The organism is Nonomuraea sp. B19D2 (assembly GCF_040137845.1).
Lineage (GTDB): Bacteria > Actinomycetota > Actinomycetes > Streptosporangiales > Streptosporangiaceae > Nonomuraea.
Map to the genome: position 1 here is coordinate 81,050 of NZ_JBEFAK010000028.1, position 19,480 is coordinate 100,529.

The following is a 19,480-nucleotide window of genomic DNA, read 5'->3' on the forward strand; positions in this document are numbered from 1 at the left end:
CGGACTGGACGCGCCCGGCAACGCGGCCCCCATCATAACGTCCGGGGCCGCGCCGCGGTGTCAGGGCGTGATCGCGACCCGCGCGCCCGTGCGGGCCGACTCCAGGGCGGCGGTCACCATGGCCAGGGTATGGACTGTCGCTGGCGCTTGCTATGCGAGCCTGTGCGCGGCGTCGGCTTCCACTGGATCGCTGCCCGGCCTCGGCCGGCTGGCGACGAGGCTACGCCGGTGTCCGTTTTACCCAGGTAAACACAGAGAACCGAAGACGCTGCGGATGTTGTCATGACACTCACCCTGCGACGGCTGCCCCGTACGCAGCCCGTCACCTCCAGCCCTTCGGCCAGCCTCTGGAAACGTCGGCGGCCCGCACCATGGAGCGGGCCTCGTCCAGGGTGACCGCCATGGGCTTCTCGCTCAGCACCGACACCCCGCGCCGCAGCGCCGTGACCGTCACGTCGTGGTGGGCCTGGGGGACGGTGCAGTTGACGATGAAGTCGGGCTCCTCGCCGTCCAGCACGGCGGCCGCGCAGCGGCCTGTCCGCCTCGACGGTGTTGAAGGTCATGCGGCGCCTACCACGTGATCGGGGTGTGGGCGTTCTGCAGCGGCTCGCCGACGCCGTCCGCCGGGGCGGCCCACAGGACCGCGTTGGCCAGCACGCGCCGGACGCCGGGATGGTGGTAGATCGGATATTCCTGGTCACCGGGGCTGAAGTAGAAGATCCGGCCCAGGCCCCTGCGGAAGCAGCAGCCGCTGCGGAACACCTCGCCGCCACTGAAGTTGCTGATGAACACCAGCTCGTCGGGCTCCGGGATGCCGAACGGCTCGCCGTAGGTCTCCTGCTGCTCGATGACCAGCGGGCGGGGCACGCCGCGCGCGATGGGGTGGCCGGGCGCGACCGTCCACACCAGCTCGCGCTCGCCCGCGTCGCGCCAGGTGATCGTGCAGGTGGTGCCCATCAGCGCACGGAAGATCTTGGAGTAGTGGCCCGAGTGCAGCACCAGCAGGCCCATCCCGCCCAGCACGCGCCGCCGCACACGCTCCACGATCTTGTCGTTCACCTCCTCGTGCGCCATGTGCCCCCACCAGGTCAGCACGTCGGTGCCGGCCAGGACCTCGTCGGTCAGGCCGTGCTCGGGGTCGTCGAGCACGGCGGTGCGCACCCGCACCTGGTCGCCGAGCAGCTCGGTCAGCCCCTGCGCGATGGCGCCGTGGATGCCGTCGGGGTAGATGCGGCGTACCGCCTCCTCGCGTGGCTCGTGGTAGTACTCGCTCCAGACAGTGACGTTGACGGCCATGCGTTTCCCTCCTGGCACGTACGGGCGCGTGATCAGCGTACGTCGCCGCCCGCCGTCTCCGACAGCACCCGCACGTCCCACGGGCCGAGTCGCACCTCCGCCCCTGCCTCCAGCACGGAACCGCCGAGCACGTCCCTGACCTGCACGGGCACCCGCGCGGACGCGGGCTCCCACGACCAGTTGTGCAGGAAGCGCACGCGCCGCCCGTCGGACGCGGTGGCGCCGGTCGAGGTGACGCCGGCCGGCGTGTCCGCCCACGGCCCGGGGGACGGCACGAGCCGGCGGAACAGTGCCTCGGCCAGCGCCGGGTTCGGCACGGTGCCGACGTACGTGATGCGGCCCGCGCCGTGCGCCTGCGTGGTGATCGCCGGGAACTGCCCGAAATGCGGGTGCTCGTACGACGCCAGCACCTGCGCGCCGTCCGTCTGGAGGGCGTCCGCCCACCGGGTGCCCGCGGCGCCGTCCGGGAGCTTCGGCCCGCGTACGGGCAGCTCGCCGTCGAGGTTGCTGAACTCGTCGTACCAGGCGCCCGCGGCCTCGGCGAGCCGGCCCGGCTGCACCTCCCTGCGTGCCCGCGCCTCCGCGTCGGCGTAGCCCGTGCGCGGGCCGAGCACCAGGTGCCCGCCGGCGGCCGCGTACGCCACCAGCCAGTCCAGCGTGGCGTCGTCGGCCGCGTACAGCCCGGCGGCCACGAGCACCGGGTGCCGCGCCGCCAGCGCGCCCGGATCCTCCGCGACGGCCTGCCCGGCGTGCAGCACCCGCACCTGGCAGCCCGCGTCGAACGCGCCCCGGTAGAACGGCTCGAAGATGCCCTGGTAGGAGCGCTCGTCCGGCCCGCCGTCGGCCCGCGCGAGCGCGGGCTGGGCGGCCAGCGCCCACTTGCTGGGCGTGGAGTAGAGCATCGCCACGTCGGCGTCCGGGGTCAGCCCGGCGACCAGGTCTCCGGCCGCCTCCAGCTCGGCGCCGATGCGGGCGATCTCCCGGTACGTGCGCCCCGGCCGGCCGCTGTGCGGCAGCACGCCGCCCCAGTACGTCTCGGTGCCGAACACCAGCGTCCGCCACTGCCAGTACTCGATCATGGAGGCCCCGCGGGAGACGAGCGCCCAGGCGGCCTGCCGCCACTGGCCGTCGTAGGCGGGCTGGTTCACCCAGGAAGGGCCGATGGCCTGCGCGTTCGTCTCGGTGACCAGGAACGGCTCCTGCCGCGAGGAGAACATCCGGTCCGCGCTGAGGTACAGCGCCCAGGTGTTCCTGCTCATCCAGCTCTGCGGCCCGTCCTGCGGCGCGGGCAGCGCGAAGCCGTCCTGCATCGTGTAGTACGGGTTGCCCGCCGTGACGTCGAGCCGCCGGGTCAGGTCGTCGTCGGCCACCCCGGGCCGGTCGTAGGCGATGCAGGTGGTGACGAACTGCGCAGGCCGGGCGTACTCCCGCACGATGTCCGCCTGCCAGGCGATGAACTCGGTCACCTGGTCGACCTGGAAGCGCCGCCACGCCTGCGTGTACTGGGGCTGGGCGTTGCCGTCGGGCCGCCACAGGTCGGACCAGTCCGACAGCCGGTGCGACCAGTAGACCAGCCCCCACTCCTCGTTGAGGGTCGCCACGTCGCCGTACCGGTCGCGCAGCCAGTCCACGAACCGCTGGAACACGGCGTGGTTGTGCAGCAGGTGCAGGCCCGGCTCGTTGTCCACCTGGAAGCCGATGACCGACGGGTGATCCGCGTACCGCTCGACGACCTTGCGGATGATCCGCTCGGCGTGGAAACGGAAGGCGGGATGCGTGAAGTCCATCTCCTGGCGGGCGCCCCACGGGATGCGCTGCCCGGTGGCCCGCTCCCCGGCGATCTCCGGGTGGAGCCGGGCCAGCCACGGCGGCACCGCGTACGTCGGCGTGCCCAGGATGACGGAGATGCCGCGCTCGTGCGCGCCGTCCAGGGCCGGTTGGAGCCAGTCGAGGTCGAAGCGGCCGTTCTCCGGCTCCCAGGTGGACCAGACCGACTCGCCGACCCTGATCACCGAGAACCGCGCCTCGGTCATCAGGTCGAGGTCGGTCTTCAGCAGCTCGGCGGGGTGGTACTCGGGATAGTAGGCGGCACCGAAGAGCACTCGCGGCACAGGTCTTCCTTCCGTTGTTCGGCCCCCGGCGGGGGCGCGGCCGACTGGCGCACCACGAGGCGCGCGGTCAGGTCGTCGTGGGCACGCGGGCCCGGGGCGCGCTCGATCTGCTCGACGAGCAGCGCCAGGCCGTGGCGGGCGACGGCCTCGAAGTCCTGGCGGACGGTGGTCAGGGGCGGAGACAGGTACGCGGCGGGCGGGATGTCGTCCATCCCGACCACGCTCACCTCCCCGGGCACCGCGCGCCCCGCCTCGGCCAGCGCGCACAGCACGCCGATCGCCATGTCGTCGTTCGCCACGAACACCGCCGTGACCTCCGGCTTCGCCGCCAGGATCCGTCCCGCGGCGTATCCGGACGCGGGGGACCAGTCGCCCTCCAGCGGCGGCGGCTCGGCGGCCCCCGCGGCGGCCAGCGCCTCCCGCCAGCCGCGCGCCCGATCGCGCGCCGCCCACCAGCGCCGCGGCCCGGCGACGTGCCAGACGGTGGCGTGCCCGAGTCCGAGCAGGTGCTCGGTCGCCTGCCGGCCCGCGGCCACGCCGGACGCTCCGGCGACCACCACGCGCGGCCCGTCGAGCCCGGGGATCGGCCGGAAGCTGAGCACGGGCACGTCCCGGTCGATGCGGAGCGCCCCGCCCTCGCCAGGGCCCTCGTCGATCGGGTCGGACACCACGATGCCGTCCACGCCCTGCCCGAGCAGCGATTCGACGGCGCTCATGATGGCGTCGTCCTCGCCTTCGAGCGTGTTGACCACGGCGAGCGCGTACCCGATCTCCCTGGCCGCCCGTTCCAGGGCGACGAGCAGGGACGACGGGCCGTAGAGGGCGGAGCCGAGCGCGGCCACCCCGATGCGGTGGAAGCGGCCCAGGTGGAGCGCGCGGGCCGCGGTGTTGCGCCGGTAGCCGAGCTCACGCGCCGCCGCCAGCACCCGCTCGCGAACCTCTTCGCTCACGTACGGCTCGCCGTTCAGCACCCGGGAGACCGTCTTCTGCGACACGCCCGCAAGCCGGGCGACGTCGGTGCTGCTCGGTGGCCTGCGTGCCGGCTGGGACATCGCGGCTCCTCGCGCTCTGACTACGTAGTCAGGTTCCGCGAGAGGCACGCCGGTTGTCAAGAGCGCGGCGCGGAGCCCGCGCCGCGCTCAGCGGCACCTTTAGAACCTCAGCTTCCGCAGGTAGCGGTATCCGACCTCCGCCGTCTGCCGAGGAGTCACGTCAGGAGTGTCGTTCTCCACGATGTACTCCTTCACGCGGTGCCGGTCGAAGATCCGCCGGAAGTCGATGGTCCCGGTGCCGAGGTCGGCCATGTCGCCGTCGAGGTGCCGGTCCTTGACGTGGAACTGCAGCACGCGCTGCGGCGCCCTGCGGATGACGTCGAGCGCGAAGCCGACCGGGTCGGCCGCGCCGCGCCCGACGCCGCCGGTGACGGCCCAGTAGATGTCGATCTCCAGGTGGACCAGGCGCGGATCGAGCTCGGCGGTGAGCACGTCCCAGGGCGTCCTCCCGTTTCCGAGGTCGATGGTGAACTCGTGCGCGTGGTTGTGGTAGCCGTAGCGCAGCCCCGCCGAGCGGGCGGCCTGCGCCTCGACGTTCATGCGCTCGGCCCACGCCTTCCACTGGTCCTCGCTGGTGGAGTTCAGGTAGGGGACGACCATGAACGACTGGCCCAGGGTGAGCGCGTTGCTGATCTTCGTGTCGAGTGCGGCCTGGTCGGTGGTGAGGCCGTCGTGGCTGGAGGTGGCACGGATGCCGAGACCGTCGAGGAACTCGCGCAGCTGCCGGGCCGTCCGGCCGAAGTAGCCGAGCGCGACCTCGATCTTCGGGTAGCCGATCTCGGCCAGGTAGGCGAGCGTGGTGTCGTAGTTCTTGGCCAGGTCGTCGCGTACCGTCCACAGCTGGATGCTGATCTGGCCCGGCGGGATGCGGTCTCTGCCGTGCTGGAGCGGCGCGTCCATGGTGGTCGCCGCGGCGGCGGGGGAGGCGGCGGCGACGGCGGCTGCCCCGATGCCGAGGCCCGCGGCGAGCAGGGACCGCCTGCTGGGGCCGTATCCGTAACACATGGTGATCTCCTAATGCGTGGGCTGGAGCACGACCTGGTCGCTGCTGGTGAGCGAGGGCAGGTCGCCGGTGCCGGGGTCGGTGTAGGTCGCGACGAAAACGCCGGTGAGGTGGTCGGTGTCCGGGTCGTGCCCGCTCGGCACGGTGGTCTGGATGGAGCCCGAGCAGCCGCGGGCGGTGGTCTGCGGGTGGCCGTGATCGTCATGGCCGAGGATGTAGTCCACGGTCACGTTGGCGCAGTTCACGGGCTGGTCGTCGGTGACCCGTACCTCGAACTCCACGAGGTCGCCGAAGGCGAAGGGCTGCCCTTCCGCGGGCCGGATCAGCTCCACGACCGGCGCCGCGTTGCCGACCACGATCCGCACCGACGCCGCCGCGGACATGCCGCTGGGATCGCTGACCCTGAGCGTGGCGTTGTAGAGGCCGTTCTTGCCGAACGTGTACGACGCCTCGGGGCTGCGGGAGTCGACCCTGCCGTCGGCGTTGAAGTCCCACGCGTAGCGGAGCCTGTCGCCGTCGGGGTCGGTCGTACCGGTGCTGGTGAAGTTGACGGTGAGCGGCGCGTGGCCGGCGGTCGCCGACGCCGCGGCGGCGGGGACGGGAGTGTGGTTGCCCGTGCGGCCGACGTAGTCGATGCGCGCGAGCTGGGCGTCCGGGTTCTCCTGGAAGTAGCCGTCCCCGTACTCCAGCACATACAGCGCGCCGTCGGGGCCGAACTCCAGGTCCATCGGGTTGTCGAACACGAACGAGGGCAGCACGTCCTCGATCCGCCCGTCACGGTGGAACGCCTTGACGTAGTCGCGGGTCCACTCGTAGAAGAGCGGAACCCCGTCGTAGTACTTGGGCCAGGCCACGGAGCCACGGCCCGTCGTGTCACGCGGGTCGAAGCGGTACGCCGGACCGGCCATCGGGCCGATGCCGCCGGTGCCCAGCTGTGGGAACTCCTGCGACTGCCCGTAGGAGTACCACACGTCCGGCTGGACGACCGGCGGCAGCCTGCGCAGGCCGGTGTTGTGCGGCGACTCGTTGACGGGCGCGGCGCAGTCGAACGTCCGCCCGGACGCGCCGGTCGCGAAGTCGTAGTCGACGTACGGGAGCCGCGCCGTCGCGCAGTACGGCCAGCCGTAGTTGCCGGGCCTGCGGATCGTCGTCCACTTGCCGGTCCCCGCCGGGCCGCGCTTGGGATCGGCCTGCCGCGCGTCGGGCGAGTAGTCGGCGACGTAGAGCTCCCCGGTGCCGCGGTTGATCTCGATGCGGAACGGGTTGCGCAGCCCCATCGCGTAGATCTCCGGCCGGGTGCCCGCCGTGCCCGGCGCGAAGAGGTTGCCGCGGGGGATCGAGTACGACCCGTCCGCGCGGACCTTGACGCGCAGGATCTTGCCGCGCAGGTCGTCGGTGTTCCCGGCGCTGCGCTGGGCGTCGAACGCCGGGTTCCGGTCGGCCCGCTCGTCGATCGGGGTGTAGCCGCCGGAGGAGAAGGGGTTCGTGTCGTCGCCGGTCGACAGGTAGAGGTTGCCGGCGGCGTCGAAGACGATGTCCCCGCCGACGTGGCAGCAGATGCCGCGATCCACGGGCACGTCCAGGATGCGCTGCTCGGTGCGCAGATCGATCGTGGCGCCGGTGAAACGGAACCGGGACAGCCGGATCAGCCCCTTGAAGGGCGCGAAGTCCTCCGGCGTGCCGGTGACGGGGGCGTCGCCCTCGTTGACGTCCGGCGTGGCCGGGTCGTCGATCGGGGTGTCGAGGGGCGGGGAGTAGTAGAGGTAGACCCAGTCGTCCGCCTTGGAGCCCTTGCCGAAGCCGGGGCTGAGGGCGATGCTCTGCAGGCCCTCCTCGTCGTGGCGGTAGACGTCGAGCCGTGCGGCCTGCGTGTTGAGGCCGGTCTTCGGATCGTGTAACCAGACCTCGCCTTTCCTGGTGGTGTGCAGGACCCTCGAATCCGGTAACACCGCCAGGTCCATCGGCTCGCCCGGGGTGTCGTTGAGGGTCACCTTCTGGAAGTCGCTGTCGGGCGGCGGGGCCGTCGCAGAGGCCTGTGCGGCGGCGGCCGGCATGAGGATCGCCACAGCAGTCATGGCCGCGATTGCGGTTCGCGCTCCCATGCCTCTCCCTTCGGTCTACTCGGGGGGATAAGAGAGGGCAAAGTAACGTGAATGTAACCCAAGTTACGCCGATCGAGGAGGGCCTAATCGCGGGCGATGGCCCACCTTTCGCGCTAAATCGCACTAAGTGCGTAGCGCGCTGAGACGGCGGGGCGGCTCGCGCCGGTGGGAAGACGATCCCGGCTTGCGGCGAAGGATGGATGATCGTTGACCACCATCCGGAAGGCACACCTATGACGGAGACGGAAACGTGACCGCCGAACTGGGCGAGCAGGTGACCGACGCCGAACTCGTCGCCGAGTACCAGCGGAACCCCGAGCTGTTCACCGCAGTGCACGACCGTTATTTCCGCGACATCTACCTGTACGTGGCAGGCCGCCTGGACACACAGGTCGCCGAGGACATCACGGCCGAGACGTTCCTGCTGGCCTTCGACCGGCGCGACCGGTTCGACCCGGAACGCGGGGGCCTGCGGCCCTGGCTGTTCGGCTTCGCCACCAACCTGGTGGCCAGGCACCGCCGCAAAGAGGCACGCCACTACCGGGCGCTGGCCCGGCTGGCCCCCGAACCCGTCGTGGAAGGACACGAGAACCGGGTCGTCACCTCTGTCGCGGCCCAGCGCATGCAGCCGCACCTGGCCAAGGCGCTCGCCGCGCTGACCAGCGGCGAGCGCGACGTCCTGCTGCTCGTGGCCCTGGCCCAGCTCAGCTACGACGAGGTGGCACAGGCGCTCGGCATCTCCACCGGCACGGTCGGCTCAAGACTGAGCCGGGCCCGCACGAAGATCCACACCCTCATCGACAAGGAGACCGTCCATGACTGACCTCGAAGAGCTCTCCGCTCTGCTGGCCAAGCCCGAGCCGTCCGCCGAGATGGCCGCGCGCAGCAGGCGCCGGCTCCAGGACAGGACGCGTGGCCGCGCGCGAAGGCGCATCGGCTGGCTCGCACCGGGAGTCGCACTGGCCGCCGCCGCAGCCGTGACCGCGGTCGTGGTCTCCACGGGGGCGACGACGACCGCCGGCACGGCCACGAGGACGGTGACGACCGCCGGCGCACCGGGCTCGGCCAAGGAGATCCTGCTCGTGGCCGCAGCCAGCGCGGCACGCGCGCCGCAGAGCTCAGGGACGTACTGGCACGTCACACGTGTGTTCCTGAACACGGACATTCCGCAGATGGAGTCCTGGACCAGGCGCGACGGCCGGCGCTGGTCCAGGAACGAGCCGGGCGACCCTCCCGGCGCCGTCGTGGTAGACCAGATCCCGCTCATGCTCAAGGGCGCCGAGGTGAGCTTCGAGGATCTCGAAGGGCTGCCGACCGACCCCGAGGCGTTGAAGGCGTGGATCGCCGAGCGTAAGGGGCGCGACAGCAACATGTCCGCATCCGAACTGCGAGGTGAACCGCTCTTCCCCCTGATCTCGCTGATCATGGAGCTGCCGGTGCCGTCGGAGGTCCGTTCCGCGGCGTTCCGGGCGCTCGCCACGCTGCCGGGAGTCGAGAGCACGGGCGCGGTCGAAGGCGGGCAGGAACTGCGGATCGCTGATCCTGACAGCGGGCGGGAGATCAAGCTGGTCGTCGATCCCGAGGCCGCTCGGGTGACGCGCACCAACCTTCTCCTGGGCAACAACGGAAGCGTGGGCCGGGCCGGGAAATTCATCTCGGTGACCACCGAATGGACGGACCAGCTTCCCCAGTAGCGTCCTTCTCCGCACAGACGAGGTTGATCATGACTTTAGGCAAGTCGTTCCTCGCCGCTCTCCTGGCGGGGACGGTCGGCGTGACACCGACACCGGCACCACAGGCCCAATCTCAGCAGGTGAACGGGGTGACCCTGATCACCGGCGACCGGGTCGTGCTCATGGGCCGGGGGCACCGCGTGGAGCCCGGGCCGGGCAGGCAGGTGGACTTCACCCGCCAGGTACGCGGAGGCCACCTGTACGTGATCCCGTCCGACGCCATGCCGCTGATCGCCCAGGGCGTGCTGGACCGGCGGTTGTTCGACGTCACCCAGCTGCTGGCCTGGCGCTACGGCGACGCGGACACCCCGGACATACCCGTCATCTCCCAGGGGACCGCCGGGCCGGAGGGGTACCGGCGGGTCCGGCAGCTGTCCAGTCTCGGGATGAGCGCGGCACGCGTACCCAAGGCGAACGCCGCCCAGACGTGGCGGGAGCTCACGGCGTCCCGCACGCTGACGGCGGGACGCGCCAAGTTGTGGCTGGACGGCCGTAAGTCCTACACGCTGGACGAGAGCGTCAAGCAGATCGGCGCCCCGCAGGCGTGGCAGCAGGGCCTGACGGGCAAGGGCGTCACCGTCGCGGTCCTCGACTCCGGCTACGACCCCGACCATCCGGACCTCAAGGGGGCGGTCGTACAGGAACGAAACTTCTCCACCGACCCTGACATGCGCGACAACAACGGCCACGGCACCCACGTCGCCTCGATCGTGGCGAGCCGGGGGGAGAAGTACCGAGGGGTGGCGCCGGAGGCGGGGCTGGCCATCGGGAAAGTGGCCTTGACCGACTCCTCCATTCTCGCCGGCATCGAGTGGGCGGCCGTCGAGGTCAAGGCCAAGGTCGTCAGCATGAGTTTCGGCGGCGACGACGGCCCGGATCTGGACCCGATAGAACAGGCGGTCAACACGCTGTCGGACCGGACCGGCACGCTGTTCGTCGCGGCGGCGGGCAACGGCGGCCATGTGAAGACTCCCGGCAGCGCCGACGCGGCGCTCACCGTGGGCGCGGTGGACCGGCAGGGCCGAATGGCGGACTTCTCCAGCCCGGGCCCGAGGATGGGCGACCATGCGGTCAAGCCCGATGTGACAGCGCCGGGCGTGGGCATCATGGCCGCTGCCCTCGGGGGCGGCCACATCTCCGAGAGCGGTACCTCGATGGCCACCCCGCACGTGGCCGGGGCGGCGGCGATCCTGGCCCAGCGCCATCCGGACTGGACGGGCGCGCAGCTCAAGGCCGCGCTGATCGGCAGCGCCGCCCCGGTCCAGGGGGCGACGCTCTACCAGCAGGGCGCCGGGCTGGTCGACCTGGGACGCGTGCTGCGTCAGGACGTCGTGGCCCGGCAGGGCAACCTGTGGGCCGCGTTCCCGTGGAACGGGCCAGGCGGGCGTACGGCGACCAAGACGATCACCTACGCCAACGCAGGTGACGCGCCGGTCACCCTCACCCTGTCGGCGGAGGGCGAGACGCTGAAGCTGCCGGCCGAGCAGATCACGGTCCCGGCCAAGGGCGAGGCGTCCGTCACGCTCACCATCGACGCCGAGGGGAAGACCCCCGGAGACTACCCGGGCACCGTCACCGCCAGATCGGGCGAGACGGTGATCCGCACGCTGGCCGGCGCGTACGTCGAGCCGGAGTCGTACGACGTCACCCTCACTGTCGTCGGCAGGCGGGGACTCCCCGTCGACCCCACGACCAGCGAGATCTACGACGCGAAGACCGGGACCGTCCACACCCTGTTCTTCCAGAACGGTCAGGCCAGGGCCCGGCTGCCCAAGGGTGAATGGAACGTCTACAGCCACATCATGGAGAAGGTCGACGGGAAGGTGGCCGTGACCATCGCCGACCTCCCGTTCACGGTCGGCGGCGACCAGCAGGTCACGGTGGACGCGCGCCAGGGCAGGCCGGTCAAGGTCACACTCGACGATCCGAGCGCGCAACTCCGGCCCGAGTTCCAGTACGGCCTGGTGCACGGCGCCTGGGCACAGGGGGGCAGCGTGCACCGGGTGGACCCCAACAGCCAGCTCTTCGTCGTTCCGACCTCCCAGCCAGGACTGACGTACACACTGGGGACCAAGTGGCTCAGCAAGGACGTCACCCCCAGCCCGTACGTCTACAACATCTTCGACCGTCGCACGGACGGTATCCCGGAAGACCCCACCTACCACGTCAGGCAGCGGGACCTGGCCAAGGTCACCATGACCTACCGGGCCTCCGGAGTGGGGGCAACGGGCACCCCGATGGCCGGGCTGGACAGCGGCGCTCCCGCGGGCACGGTCATGGTGCCGCTGGTCGGCGAGATCGCCCTGCCGGGCACGCTCATCCACTACCGGACTCCTGGGCTGACCTACGAGAGCGGGCTCCAGGTCGGCTCCTCGCTGATCTTCGACGACGGCAGGCGCGCCGAGCACGGCCAGACCAGCGAGGTCTGGAACACCGCGGTCACCGGGCCGTCGTTCCTGCTGCCGGGCGGCAGCCGTACCGGAGACGCCTTGACCTTCTCCGGAACGGGGCTGTTCGCCGACGGCGGCCCGGGCAGAGCGGGGTCGGACACCGCCGCCACCGGCACCGCCACCCTCGCCAAGGACGGTCAGGTGCTGGCCACGGGCGACCTGTCCGACTGTGACGTCTTCGTTCCGGAACGGTGCGAGCTCCGCGCCGACCTGCCCGCCGGGACCGGTGCCTACACGCTGACCGCGTCGATGCGCAGGCAGGTCCCGCACTCGGCGCTGTCCACCGGCGTGGAGTCGGTGTGGACGTTCCGCTCCGCGGCCACGGCCAAGGAGCAGCCGCTGCCGCTGATGGCGGTCCGCTACAGCCCCGCGGGCCTGGACACGTCGAACCGCGCCACACCGGGCAGTGCGACCCGCCTGCCCCTGTGGGTCGAACGCAACCCCGGCTCCGCGCGGGCGGAGGTGACGTCGGTGCGGCTGGAGATGTCCGCCGACGACGGTGCGAACTGGCGTCCGGTCGCGGTCACCCGCACCGGCTCCGGCTGGAGCGCGGTGCTGCCGAACCCGCGTACGGCCGGATTCGTCTCCCTCCGCGCCACGGTGGCCGACACGGCGGGCGCCCGGCTGACCCAGACGATCGTGCGCGCGTACGCGGTCGGCAACGGTGGTGGTTTCCCGTAACAAATGCGGAGGGGGCCAGCAATGGTGCATGGGTGAGGGGCCTCAGTAGCTTCGCCTGGTGCTCAGAACCGCCCTTGCCGCAATGTGTCTTGCCCTGGTCCCCACCGTTTCCGGACCACCGGTCCCCGCGTCGGTCGACGCCTACGTCGAGCAGTACCGCGCGGCCACGGGCCTGCCAGGCGTCGCGGTGGCGATCACGAAGGGAAGCAGAGTCATCCACGCCACCGGATACGGCCGGACCGCCACCGGCGAGCCCGTCACGGCCGACACCCCCATGGCGGTGGCCTCGGTCAGCAAGTCCTTCACCGCCCTGGCCGTCATGCAACTGGCCGAGCAGGGCAAGGTCGCCCTCGACCAGCCGGTGCGCCGCTACCTGCCCGAGTTCACGATGGCCGATCCGCGGGCCGCGAAGATCACCGTACGGGAGCTGCTCAACCAGACCTCGGGCATGGCCGACTCGGCCTTCCCCGAAAAGAGCGTGCCTCAGGCGCAAACGCTGCAAGGCGCCGTGGCCCGGCTCAAGACGGCCAGGCTCGCCACGGACCCCGGGACCGCCTACAGCTATCACAACACCAACTACCAGGTCGCCGCCCGGCTCGTCGAAGTGGTCAGCGGCGAGCCGTTCGCGGCCTACCTCGACGCGCATGTGTTCAAGCCCCTCGGCATGCGCCACAGCACGACCGTCAACACCGACCGTGACCTGCCCGGCAGCGCCCGCGGCCACCTGTACGTCCTCGGCCGGGCCGTCGCCCTGCCCGAGCCCACCGGGTTCGGAAACGGCTCGGGCGGAGTCCTCAGCACCGCGGGCGACATGGCCAGGTGGCTGATCGCACAGCATGCCGGCATCCTGTCCCCGCAGAGCGTCAAGGAGATGCGCACCCCTTCCAAGCAGAACGAGAACTACGCCCTCGGCTGGATGATCGACAAGACCGAACGCGGCACCCCCGTGCTCGAGCACGGGGGAGACCTGTTCACCTCCACCGCTCACCAGCTGCTGATGACCGACTCGGGATACGGCATCGCCGTCATGGCCAACACCGGTATGGCCTTCTCCGACGCGCACGCCCTCATGAAGGGGCTGGTCGCCATCGTCGAGGGCGGCACCCCGCCGCTGCCTTCCAGGCAGTCGCCGCTCCTCACCGACGTGCTCTTCGCGCTGCTGACCCTGGTGACCATCGGGCTCGCGGCACGGGGCACGGCACGTGCCCGGCGATGGGCCGCGCGCCGCACGGGATGGCGGCTGTTGCGGCTGGCGCCGTACCTGCTGCCTGTCACGTTGTGCGCGACGATCGCCCCGATCCATCGCATGCTGGCACGCGGCCGCGACGCCACGTGGGTCCAGTTGGCCTACCTCTACCCGACGTTCATGGTCTGGCTGGTGGTGGCCGCCGCCGCGGGCCTCACGGTGGTCGCGGCGCGCCTCTGGGGCGCAACGCGGCCGGCCGAGCACTGATCCGCCCCGGGGATGGCGACCCGCCTGAGCGCGGGCGCGTCGCCATCCTGGACAGGGTGCCCGTGTTCTACGGGGTCCACCTGATGTTGGGATTGATGCCGCCGGTCCAGTTGAAGGTGGCCATGTTGTCCCACTGGTCGCCGGTGCCGTTGATGTCGGCCGGGTCCCAGCCGTTGCCCGAGATGGCGTACCAGGTCGGTTCCCAGTAGAAGACGCCGATCGCTCCGGCGCCGCGGGCGGTGTTCTGGACCGCGGTGAAGTTGTTCGCCTGCCCTGTCCAGGTGGCCGGGTAGCCGGAGCACGGCGCCGAGCCGCCGATCACGTTCGGCTCGCTGTCGGCGTTGGCGGCGGTGAACGGGTAGGCGGTCTCCGCCACGATGACCGGCTTCCCGTAGCGGGTCCGCACATCGTTGATCACTGTGGACAGGTTGGACAGCGAGCCGTGCCACATGCAGTAGTACGACAGCGCGGTGATGTCCCACGGCACGCCTTTGGCGCGGATCCCGTCGTAGAACCAGCGCGCGTTCGCGAGGCTGTCGGCGTCCGCGGTGTGGATGATCACCTGGGTGCCGCTGTTGCACGCCTTGGTCGCGTTGTAGCCGGCCTTGAGCAGCAGGCTCAGGTTGGTGAAGTCGTTGTTGATGACCTTGCCGTCGTTCCAGAGCATGCCGACGTTGATCTCGTTGCCGATCTGCACGCTGTCCGGCGTGGTGCCCTGCGCCTTCAGGCTGTTGCAGACGTCGTAGGTGTAGTTGTAGACGTCCGTCTGGAGCTGGCTGATGCCGTGGCTCGCCCACGCCGCCGGCTTGAACTGCTTGCCGGGGTCGGCCCAGGTGTCCGAATAGTGGAAGTCGATCATCAGGCCGAGGCCCTTGGCCTTGACCGTCCTGGCGTAGGCCAGGACTTTGGCCTTGTTGTTGTAGCCGCTCGCCGGATTGTTCCAGATGCGCAGCCGGACGTAGTTGACTCCGGCGCCCTTGAGGATGTCCAGCGGGTCGGCGGCTGTCCCGGCGGCGTTGTAGTACTTGGCCCCGAGGTCCAGGCTCCGCTGGAGCGAGGAGACGTCGGCGCCGCGCATGCTCAGCGTGGCGGCAGAGGCGGGCGCGGCACTCAACGGTATGACCGCGAGCAGCGTCGCGAGGGTCAGCAGGAGCGTGACGCGGATCCTACGTAAGGGGTGGACGGCCATCTCGATCTCCTTACCTTGTGTGAACGCTCACAGATGAGTGGGGCGGCGGTATGCAGGGAGAATGCACCTTCGGGGGACAAAGTCGGCCTTCTGTGTGCTGTGAACGTTCACAGACTTGTTGAGCACGAGGATAAAGAACAATCCGGCACCGGGAAAGAGCGAGTTTCGCCCATGTTCCGCGCGGGAGGCGGCCGCGCTTCAGTGCGCATGTGACCTAGTTGTTCCTGTTTCGTGACAAATGACCAGAATGAGCCGATCGTTTGTCGTCCCTTCTGTCACTGCACGCACATTGTTCACTCGTGCGCTCCAAAGTGTCCGCCCGAGAGCACGCCGCCTTATCGGCTGCTTATGCACGACAGAGAAGGGACTGCACCTGATGCAGCCAATGGCAGCCCGAAAGCCAGTGGGCGGCTTACGGAACCGAGGACGTCTCGCTGCGGTCGCCGCGGTCGCGGCGTTGCTCGCCGGCAGCCTCGTCACCGCGGCGTACGCCGACCCGGGACAGGGAGAACAAGATCGGGGACGGCCCAGCCCGACGCCGACCGGCTCTCAGAGCCCTCCGGCGCTCACCCCAGCCGGCGGTTCGTACCTCGAGGGCACGGTGAAGGTCGCGGCGGTCCCGGCCGCGGCCGGTGACAGCGTCACGAAACTCGCCATCGACGACAAAGCGCTCGACGCCACCCGGACCGTGGGCGTCTCCAAGCTCAGCTTCGACGTCGGCTCGAACTCGACGGAGGCGCAGTACCACAGCTACGTGCTCGTCAACGGGGCGTACCGGAGCGACATCGGCGACCACGTGAACGAGCGGGCGACGATGGAGATCCCGAACGAGCACCTGGTCAAGGGAGAGAACACCGTCGAGTTCGTCGTCGGCACGATCCAGTCGTCGTGCGGCCTCAACCACGACGACTTCGTACTGTCCGACGTGGGCCTCGAACTGCTCGGCGAGGTCGCGGACGGCGAGGACAACCCGTACACCTTCTCCTTCGGCGACGGCAGCTGCGGCACCAACACCACGCTGCTGAAGCGCGCCACGCTCAAGTTCTTCGTCCAGGGCGACCCGCAGGGCACCACGGGTCTCAGCGCGGACGTGGACACCACGACGCTGGCCAACGGCGAGCACGCCATCACCGCCACGACCGCGGCCGGCGTGACCGTCAAGAACACCGTCACCGTGAACAACGCTCCGGCCGGGGCGCCGCGGCTGCTGCCCACGGACGGCACGCTCGTGGCGGGCACGAAGCCGGTCTTCGCCACGGTTCCGGCGAACAGCGCGGGCGGCGTCAAGTCCCTCACCGTCGACGGCGAGAAGCCCGTCACGAAGCCCACGCTCGGCAACGGCGCCGCGATGCTCGGCTTCGACGTGGGCGCGGACGGGATCGAGGACAAGTTCGACAACTTCCTGCTGGTCAACGGCAAGCGCATCGACCTCGGCGGCTCCTGGGCGAACCAGCGGGTGACCATCGCGGTTCCGGCCAAATTCCTGGTGCCCGGCGACAACACGATCAAGGTCGTCACCGGCGACGCCAAGGAGTCCTGCGGGAACAACCGCGACGACTTCACGATCGCGAACCTCGCCCTCGCCCTCGACGGCGCCACCGTGACCGGCCAGGACATCAAGCCGTCGTACGAGATGGGCGACGGCGCCTGCGGCAGCGTCCAGACCCTCCTCCGCGAGGCCGAGCTGCGCTACACGATCGACGCCCCCGCGGTGCACGTCGTCGAGACGCTGGGCTCGGGCAACGCCACCCTCAGCTTCAACGTGGGCAGCAACTCGATCGAGGCGCGCTACCAGAACTTCCTGCTCGTCAACGGCCAGAAGGTCGTGCTCGACGGCGACTTCGTGAGCAAGCGCGTCGACTTCACGATCCCGAACGAGTTCCTGGTGCCCGGCTGGAACACGATCGACTTCGTGGCGGGCACCTTCCCGACGTCGTGCGGCAGGAACCGCGACGACTTCGCGATCTCGAACATCGTGCTGACCCCGGCGCAGGGCACGGCGACCGGCCAGATGCTGAAGACCTCATACGGCATGGGCGACGGCAACTGCGGTGACAACGTGAACCCGCTCACCGAGATCGACCTCGAGTTCCTGGTGGACGCCCCGGCCCGCGGCCTGCGCGCCGACCTCGACACCACCGCCATCAAGGACGGCAAGCACAAGCTCGCCGCGGAGTCGGCAACCGGGGAGGTCGCCACCCGCACCCTGATCACCGACAACTCCGCGCCGAAGGTCGCCAGGAGCGGCCCGGCCGAGGGCGAGAAGATCGCCGCCACGGTCGTGCTGGACGTCAAGCTGGAGGACGCCTCCGGCGTCGTGTCCGGGCCGGACGTCAAGCTCGACGGCCAGCCGATCGAGCTGGGCGCCCAGGTGGGGCCGGGGCTCCGCGCCGGCACGCACACCCTGGCCGTGACCGGTGCCGACGGGCTCGGCAACACCGCGACCCGCGAGGTCGTGTTCGAGTCCGCGGGCATCCCGGACGTGCCCGCCGAGCTGACCCCGGCGCGGGGAGCCACCGACGTGTCGGACCCCGTCCGGCTCTCGGCGAAGGTGGCCGAGCCCGACGGCGGCCAGGTGACGGCGACGTTCTCCGAGGCGAAGATCCTCACCCCGGACCAGGTGTTCCAGGGCACGGCCCAGTCCGTCCCGACGACCCTGCGGGTCCCGGGCGAGAAGCGCGTCAGGACCGACGGGCTCGAGCCCGCCGACGGCAGGACGCTCGACGCCCCCTCCGGGCAGGACCTCGTCTACCAGCGGTACGACGTCGAGGTCCAGGGCCACGTGGACTCGCCGGTCCTGCGCTGGGAGGGCGTCATCGACCCCGAGCGCCTGGCGTCGCTGCGGGTGTGGAACACGAAGGCCGAGGCGTGGGACCTCTTGACGAGCGCCCGCGGCGCCGCCGGGGGCAGGACCGTCCTCACGGCCGTCGTCGGCCGGGAGTACGTCGACAAGCAGCAGGTGCACGTCATGGTGACGGGCGAGGACCCGTTCGCCGACGACATCCAGCCCGGCGACCCGAACGGGTTCGCCGACCCCGCGAGCTACGACTTCTCGATCGTCCACTTCACCGACACGCAGTACCTCTCCGAGGGCGCGGTGGAGCAGGAGACGCCCGAGGAGCGCGCGGTGTGGGAGTCGGCCTACGCCGGCATCGTCAACTGGATCAAGGAGAACAAGGACCAGCGGAAGATCTCGTACGTCGCCCACACCGGCGACATCATCGAGAACAACATCCGCAAGCCCGCCGACGAGGCCGCGCAGCGGCAGGTCACCGGCGAGCTCGAGGTCTCCTCGAAGCAGCAGAAGGTGCTGGACGACGCGGGCGTCCCGAACGGCGTGATCGCCGGTAACCACGACAACCAGTCGGGCACCGAGAACGGGCCGGAGGCGATCTACAACAAGTACTACGGCCCCAGCCGGTACCAGGACGTGTCCCAGGGCTGGCAGCACGCCAAGTACGGCGGGCCGTGGAAGGAAGGCGACAACCAGAACCACTACGACCTGTTCTCCGCGGGCGGGCTGGACTTCGTCGTGGTCGGCCTGTCGTACGGCGTGACCAGGGAGGAGGCCGAATGGGCCGACTCCGTCTTCAAGAAGTACGCCAACCGCAACGGCATCCTGCTCTCGCACGACTACCTGGTGCCGAGCACCAACCCCGACGGGCGCGGCACCGGATTCTCCGCCCCCGACGGCTCGATGCTGTACAAGACGGTGGTCGAGAAGAACCCGAACGTCTTCTTGATCCTCGCCGGACACGAGCACGGCGTGGGCACCAACGTGAAGCCGAAGGTCGGCCAGGTCGGCAACGGCGTCGTCGAGCTGCTGGCGGACTACCAGTTCTACACGGTGTCGGCCGACCGCCTGGGGCTCACCCAGATCGGCGGGTACAACCCGCAGGACCAGCTCCAGTTCGGCGCGAGCTTCTTCCGGTTGCTGCAGTTCGACGTCAAGCGGGCGGAGCTGAGCGTGGACACCTACTCCCCGCTGCTCAACGACTTCGGCGCCACCGAGTTCGACCCGATGCGCCGCTATGACGGGCGCGAGGACAACATGGTGCTGCCGGTCGACCTCACCTCCCGCACGACGACCTTCCAGACCGACTCGCTGGCGCTCTACAAGCCCACGCGGATCATCGGCAGGAGCACGGTCGCCTCAGGCCAGGTCGCCTCGGTGACCTGGGACCGCCTCAAGGACGACACGGCTTACGCCTGGTTCGTCACGGCACGCTCCGCCGGCGGCGGCGTGACCGCCTCCGAGCCGAGCGTCTTCGTCACCAAGGACGAGCACGGCCGCCCGGGCAAGTGGGGGCCTGACTCGCCCATGTACCGCTGGTTCAACCGCTGACCGATCAACGCCGCCCCGGGCCGCCTGGTCCGGGGCGGCGTTCACCCGCTGATCCGGAGAAGACA

12 protein-coding genes are annotated in these 19,480 nt (G+C 70.3%); 5 read left to right on the plus strand and 7 right to left on the minus strand.

All coding sequences use genetic code 11. The features are described 5' to 3' along the window. Nucleotides 1-322 precede the first annotated feature (322 nt). From ABN273_RS38495 to ABN273_RS38520, 6 genes are all read right to left on the minus strand, one after another. Nucleotides 323-517, minus strand: coding sequence for a Gfo/Idh/MocA family oxidoreductase (locus ABN273_RS38495; protein ID WP_349454122.1), 195 nt, complete (start codon nt 515-517; stop codon nt 323-325). Between the two features lie 53 nt (nt 518-570). Then, nucleotides 571-1,296, minus strand: coding sequence for a ThuA domain-containing protein (locus ABN273_RS38500; RefSeq protein WP_349454123.1), 726 nt, complete (start codon nt 1,294-1,296; stop codon nt 571-573). 32 nt (nt 1,297-1,328) lie between these two features. Further along, complete coding sequence (locus tag ABN273_RS38505; protein ID WP_349454124.1) at nt 1,329-3,407, minus strand: beta-galactosidase; 2,079 nt, start codon at nt 3,405-3,407, stop codon at nt 1,329-1,331. Then, nucleotides 3,347-4,459 (minus strand): LacI family DNA-binding transcriptional regulator, encoded by a 1,113-nt coding sequence (locus tag ABN273_RS38510; RefSeq protein WP_349454125.1) that lies wholly within the window; start codon nt 4,457-4,459, stop codon nt 3,347-3,349. The genes ABN273_RS38505 and ABN273_RS38510 overlap by 61 nt, the downstream gene beginning before the upstream one ends. A gap of 99 nt (nt 4,460-4,558) precedes the next feature. Then, the gene (locus ABN273_RS38515) at nt 4,559-5,464 is read right to left on the minus strand and encodes a sugar phosphate isomerase/epimerase family protein (RefSeq protein ID WP_349454126.1); all 906 of its coding nucleotides are present in this window, start codon (nt 5,462-5,464) and stop codon (nt 4,559-4,561) included. 9 nt (nt 5,465-5,473) lie between these two features. Further along, nucleotides 5,474-7,537: a PQQ-dependent sugar dehydrogenase gene (locus ABN273_RS38520; RefSeq protein WP_349454127.1), complete on the minus strand. Its 2,064-nt coding sequence runs from the start codon at nt 7,535-7,537 to the stop codon at nt 5,474-5,476. 277 nt (nt 7,538-7,814) lie between these two features. On the opposite strand from ABN273_RS38520, the gene ABN273_RS38525 reads away from it, so the two are divergent. The 4 genes from ABN273_RS38525 to ABN273_RS38540 are packed head-to-tail and all read left to right on the plus strand — an operon-like array spanning nt 7,815 to nt 13,881. Beyond that, on the plus strand, nt 7,815-8,387 hold the full coding sequence (locus ABN273_RS38525) for an RNA polymerase sigma factor (protein WP_349454128.1): 573 nt from the start codon (nt 7,815-7,817) through the stop codon (nt 8,385-8,387). Continuing rightward, nucleotides 8,380-9,258: a CU044_5270 family protein gene (locus ABN273_RS38530; protein WP_349454129.1), complete on the plus strand. Its 879-nt coding sequence runs from the start codon at nt 8,380-8,382 to the stop codon at nt 9,256-9,258. The genes ABN273_RS38525 and ABN273_RS38530 overlap by 8 nt, the downstream gene beginning before the upstream one ends. Before the next feature lie 29 nt (nt 9,259-9,287). Continuing rightward, nucleotides 9,288-12,428 carry a S8 family peptidase gene (locus tag ABN273_RS38535; RefSeq protein ID WP_349454131.1) on the plus strand — a complete coding sequence of 1,047 codons (3,141 nt, stop codon included), beginning with the start codon at nt 9,288-9,290 and terminating at the stop codon, nt 12,426-12,428. A gap of 58 nt (nt 12,429-12,486) precedes the next feature. After that, nucleotides 12,487-13,881: a serine hydrolase domain-containing protein gene (locus ABN273_RS38540; RefSeq protein ID WP_349454132.1), complete on the plus strand. Its 1,395-nt coding sequence runs from the start codon at nt 12,487-12,489 to the stop codon at nt 13,879-13,881. A gap of 67 nt (nt 13,882-13,948) precedes the next feature. Here the strand turns inward: ABN273_RS38540 and ABN273_RS38545 are convergent, their stop codons facing one another. Further along, nucleotides 13,949-15,070, minus strand: a complete 1,122-nt coding sequence (locus ABN273_RS38545) for a glycoside hydrolase family 53 protein (RefSeq protein ID WP_349454134.1) — start codon at nt 15,068-15,070, stop codon at nt 13,949-13,951. A 385-nt stretch (nt 15,071-15,455) separates the two neighbouring features. Here ABN273_RS38545 and ABN273_RS38550 point away from each other — a divergent pair, with 385 nt between their 5' ends. After that, entirely contained in the window at nt 15,456-19,415 is a 3,960-nt protein-coding gene (locus ABN273_RS38550) for a metallophosphoesterase (RefSeq protein ID WP_349454135.1), read from the plus strand. Nucleotides 19,416-19,480: the final 65 nt, after the last annotated feature.

Excerpts from the sequence above, each read along its gene's own strand:
- ABN273_RS38500 (WP_349454123.1), bottom strand. The coding sequence starts at position 1,296 with ATGGCCGTCAACGTCACTGTCTGGAGCGAGTACTACCACGAGCCACGC.
- ABN273_RS38510 (WP_349454125.1), bottom strand. The coding sequence starts at position 4,459 with ATGTCCCAGCCGGCACGCAGGCCACCGAGCAGCACCGACGTCGCCCGG.
- ABN273_RS38515 (WP_349454126.1), bottom strand. The coding sequence starts at position 5,464 with ATGTGTTACGGATACGGCCCCAGCAGGCGGTCCCTGCTCGCCGCGGGC.
- ABN273_RS38520 (WP_349454127.1), bottom strand. The coding sequence starts at position 7,537 with ATGACTGCTGTGGCGATCCTCATGCCGGCCGCCGCCGCACAGGCCTCT.
- ABN273_RS38530 (WP_349454129.1), top strand. The coding sequence starts at position 8,380 with ATGACTGACCTCGAAGAGCTCTCCGCTCTGCTGGCCAAGCCCGAGCCG.
- ABN273_RS38535 (WP_349454131.1), top strand. The coding sequence starts at position 9,288 with ATGACTTTAGGCAAGTCGTTCCTCGCCGCTCTCCTGGCGGGGACGGTC.
- ABN273_RS38545 (WP_349454134.1), bottom strand. The coding sequence starts at position 15,070 with ATGGCCGTCCACCCCTTACGTAGGATCCGCGTCACGCTCCTGCTGACC.
- ABN273_RS38550 (WP_349454135.1), top strand. The coding sequence starts at position 15,456 with ATGGCAGCCCGAAAGCCAGTGGGCGGCTTACGGAACCGAGGACGTCTC.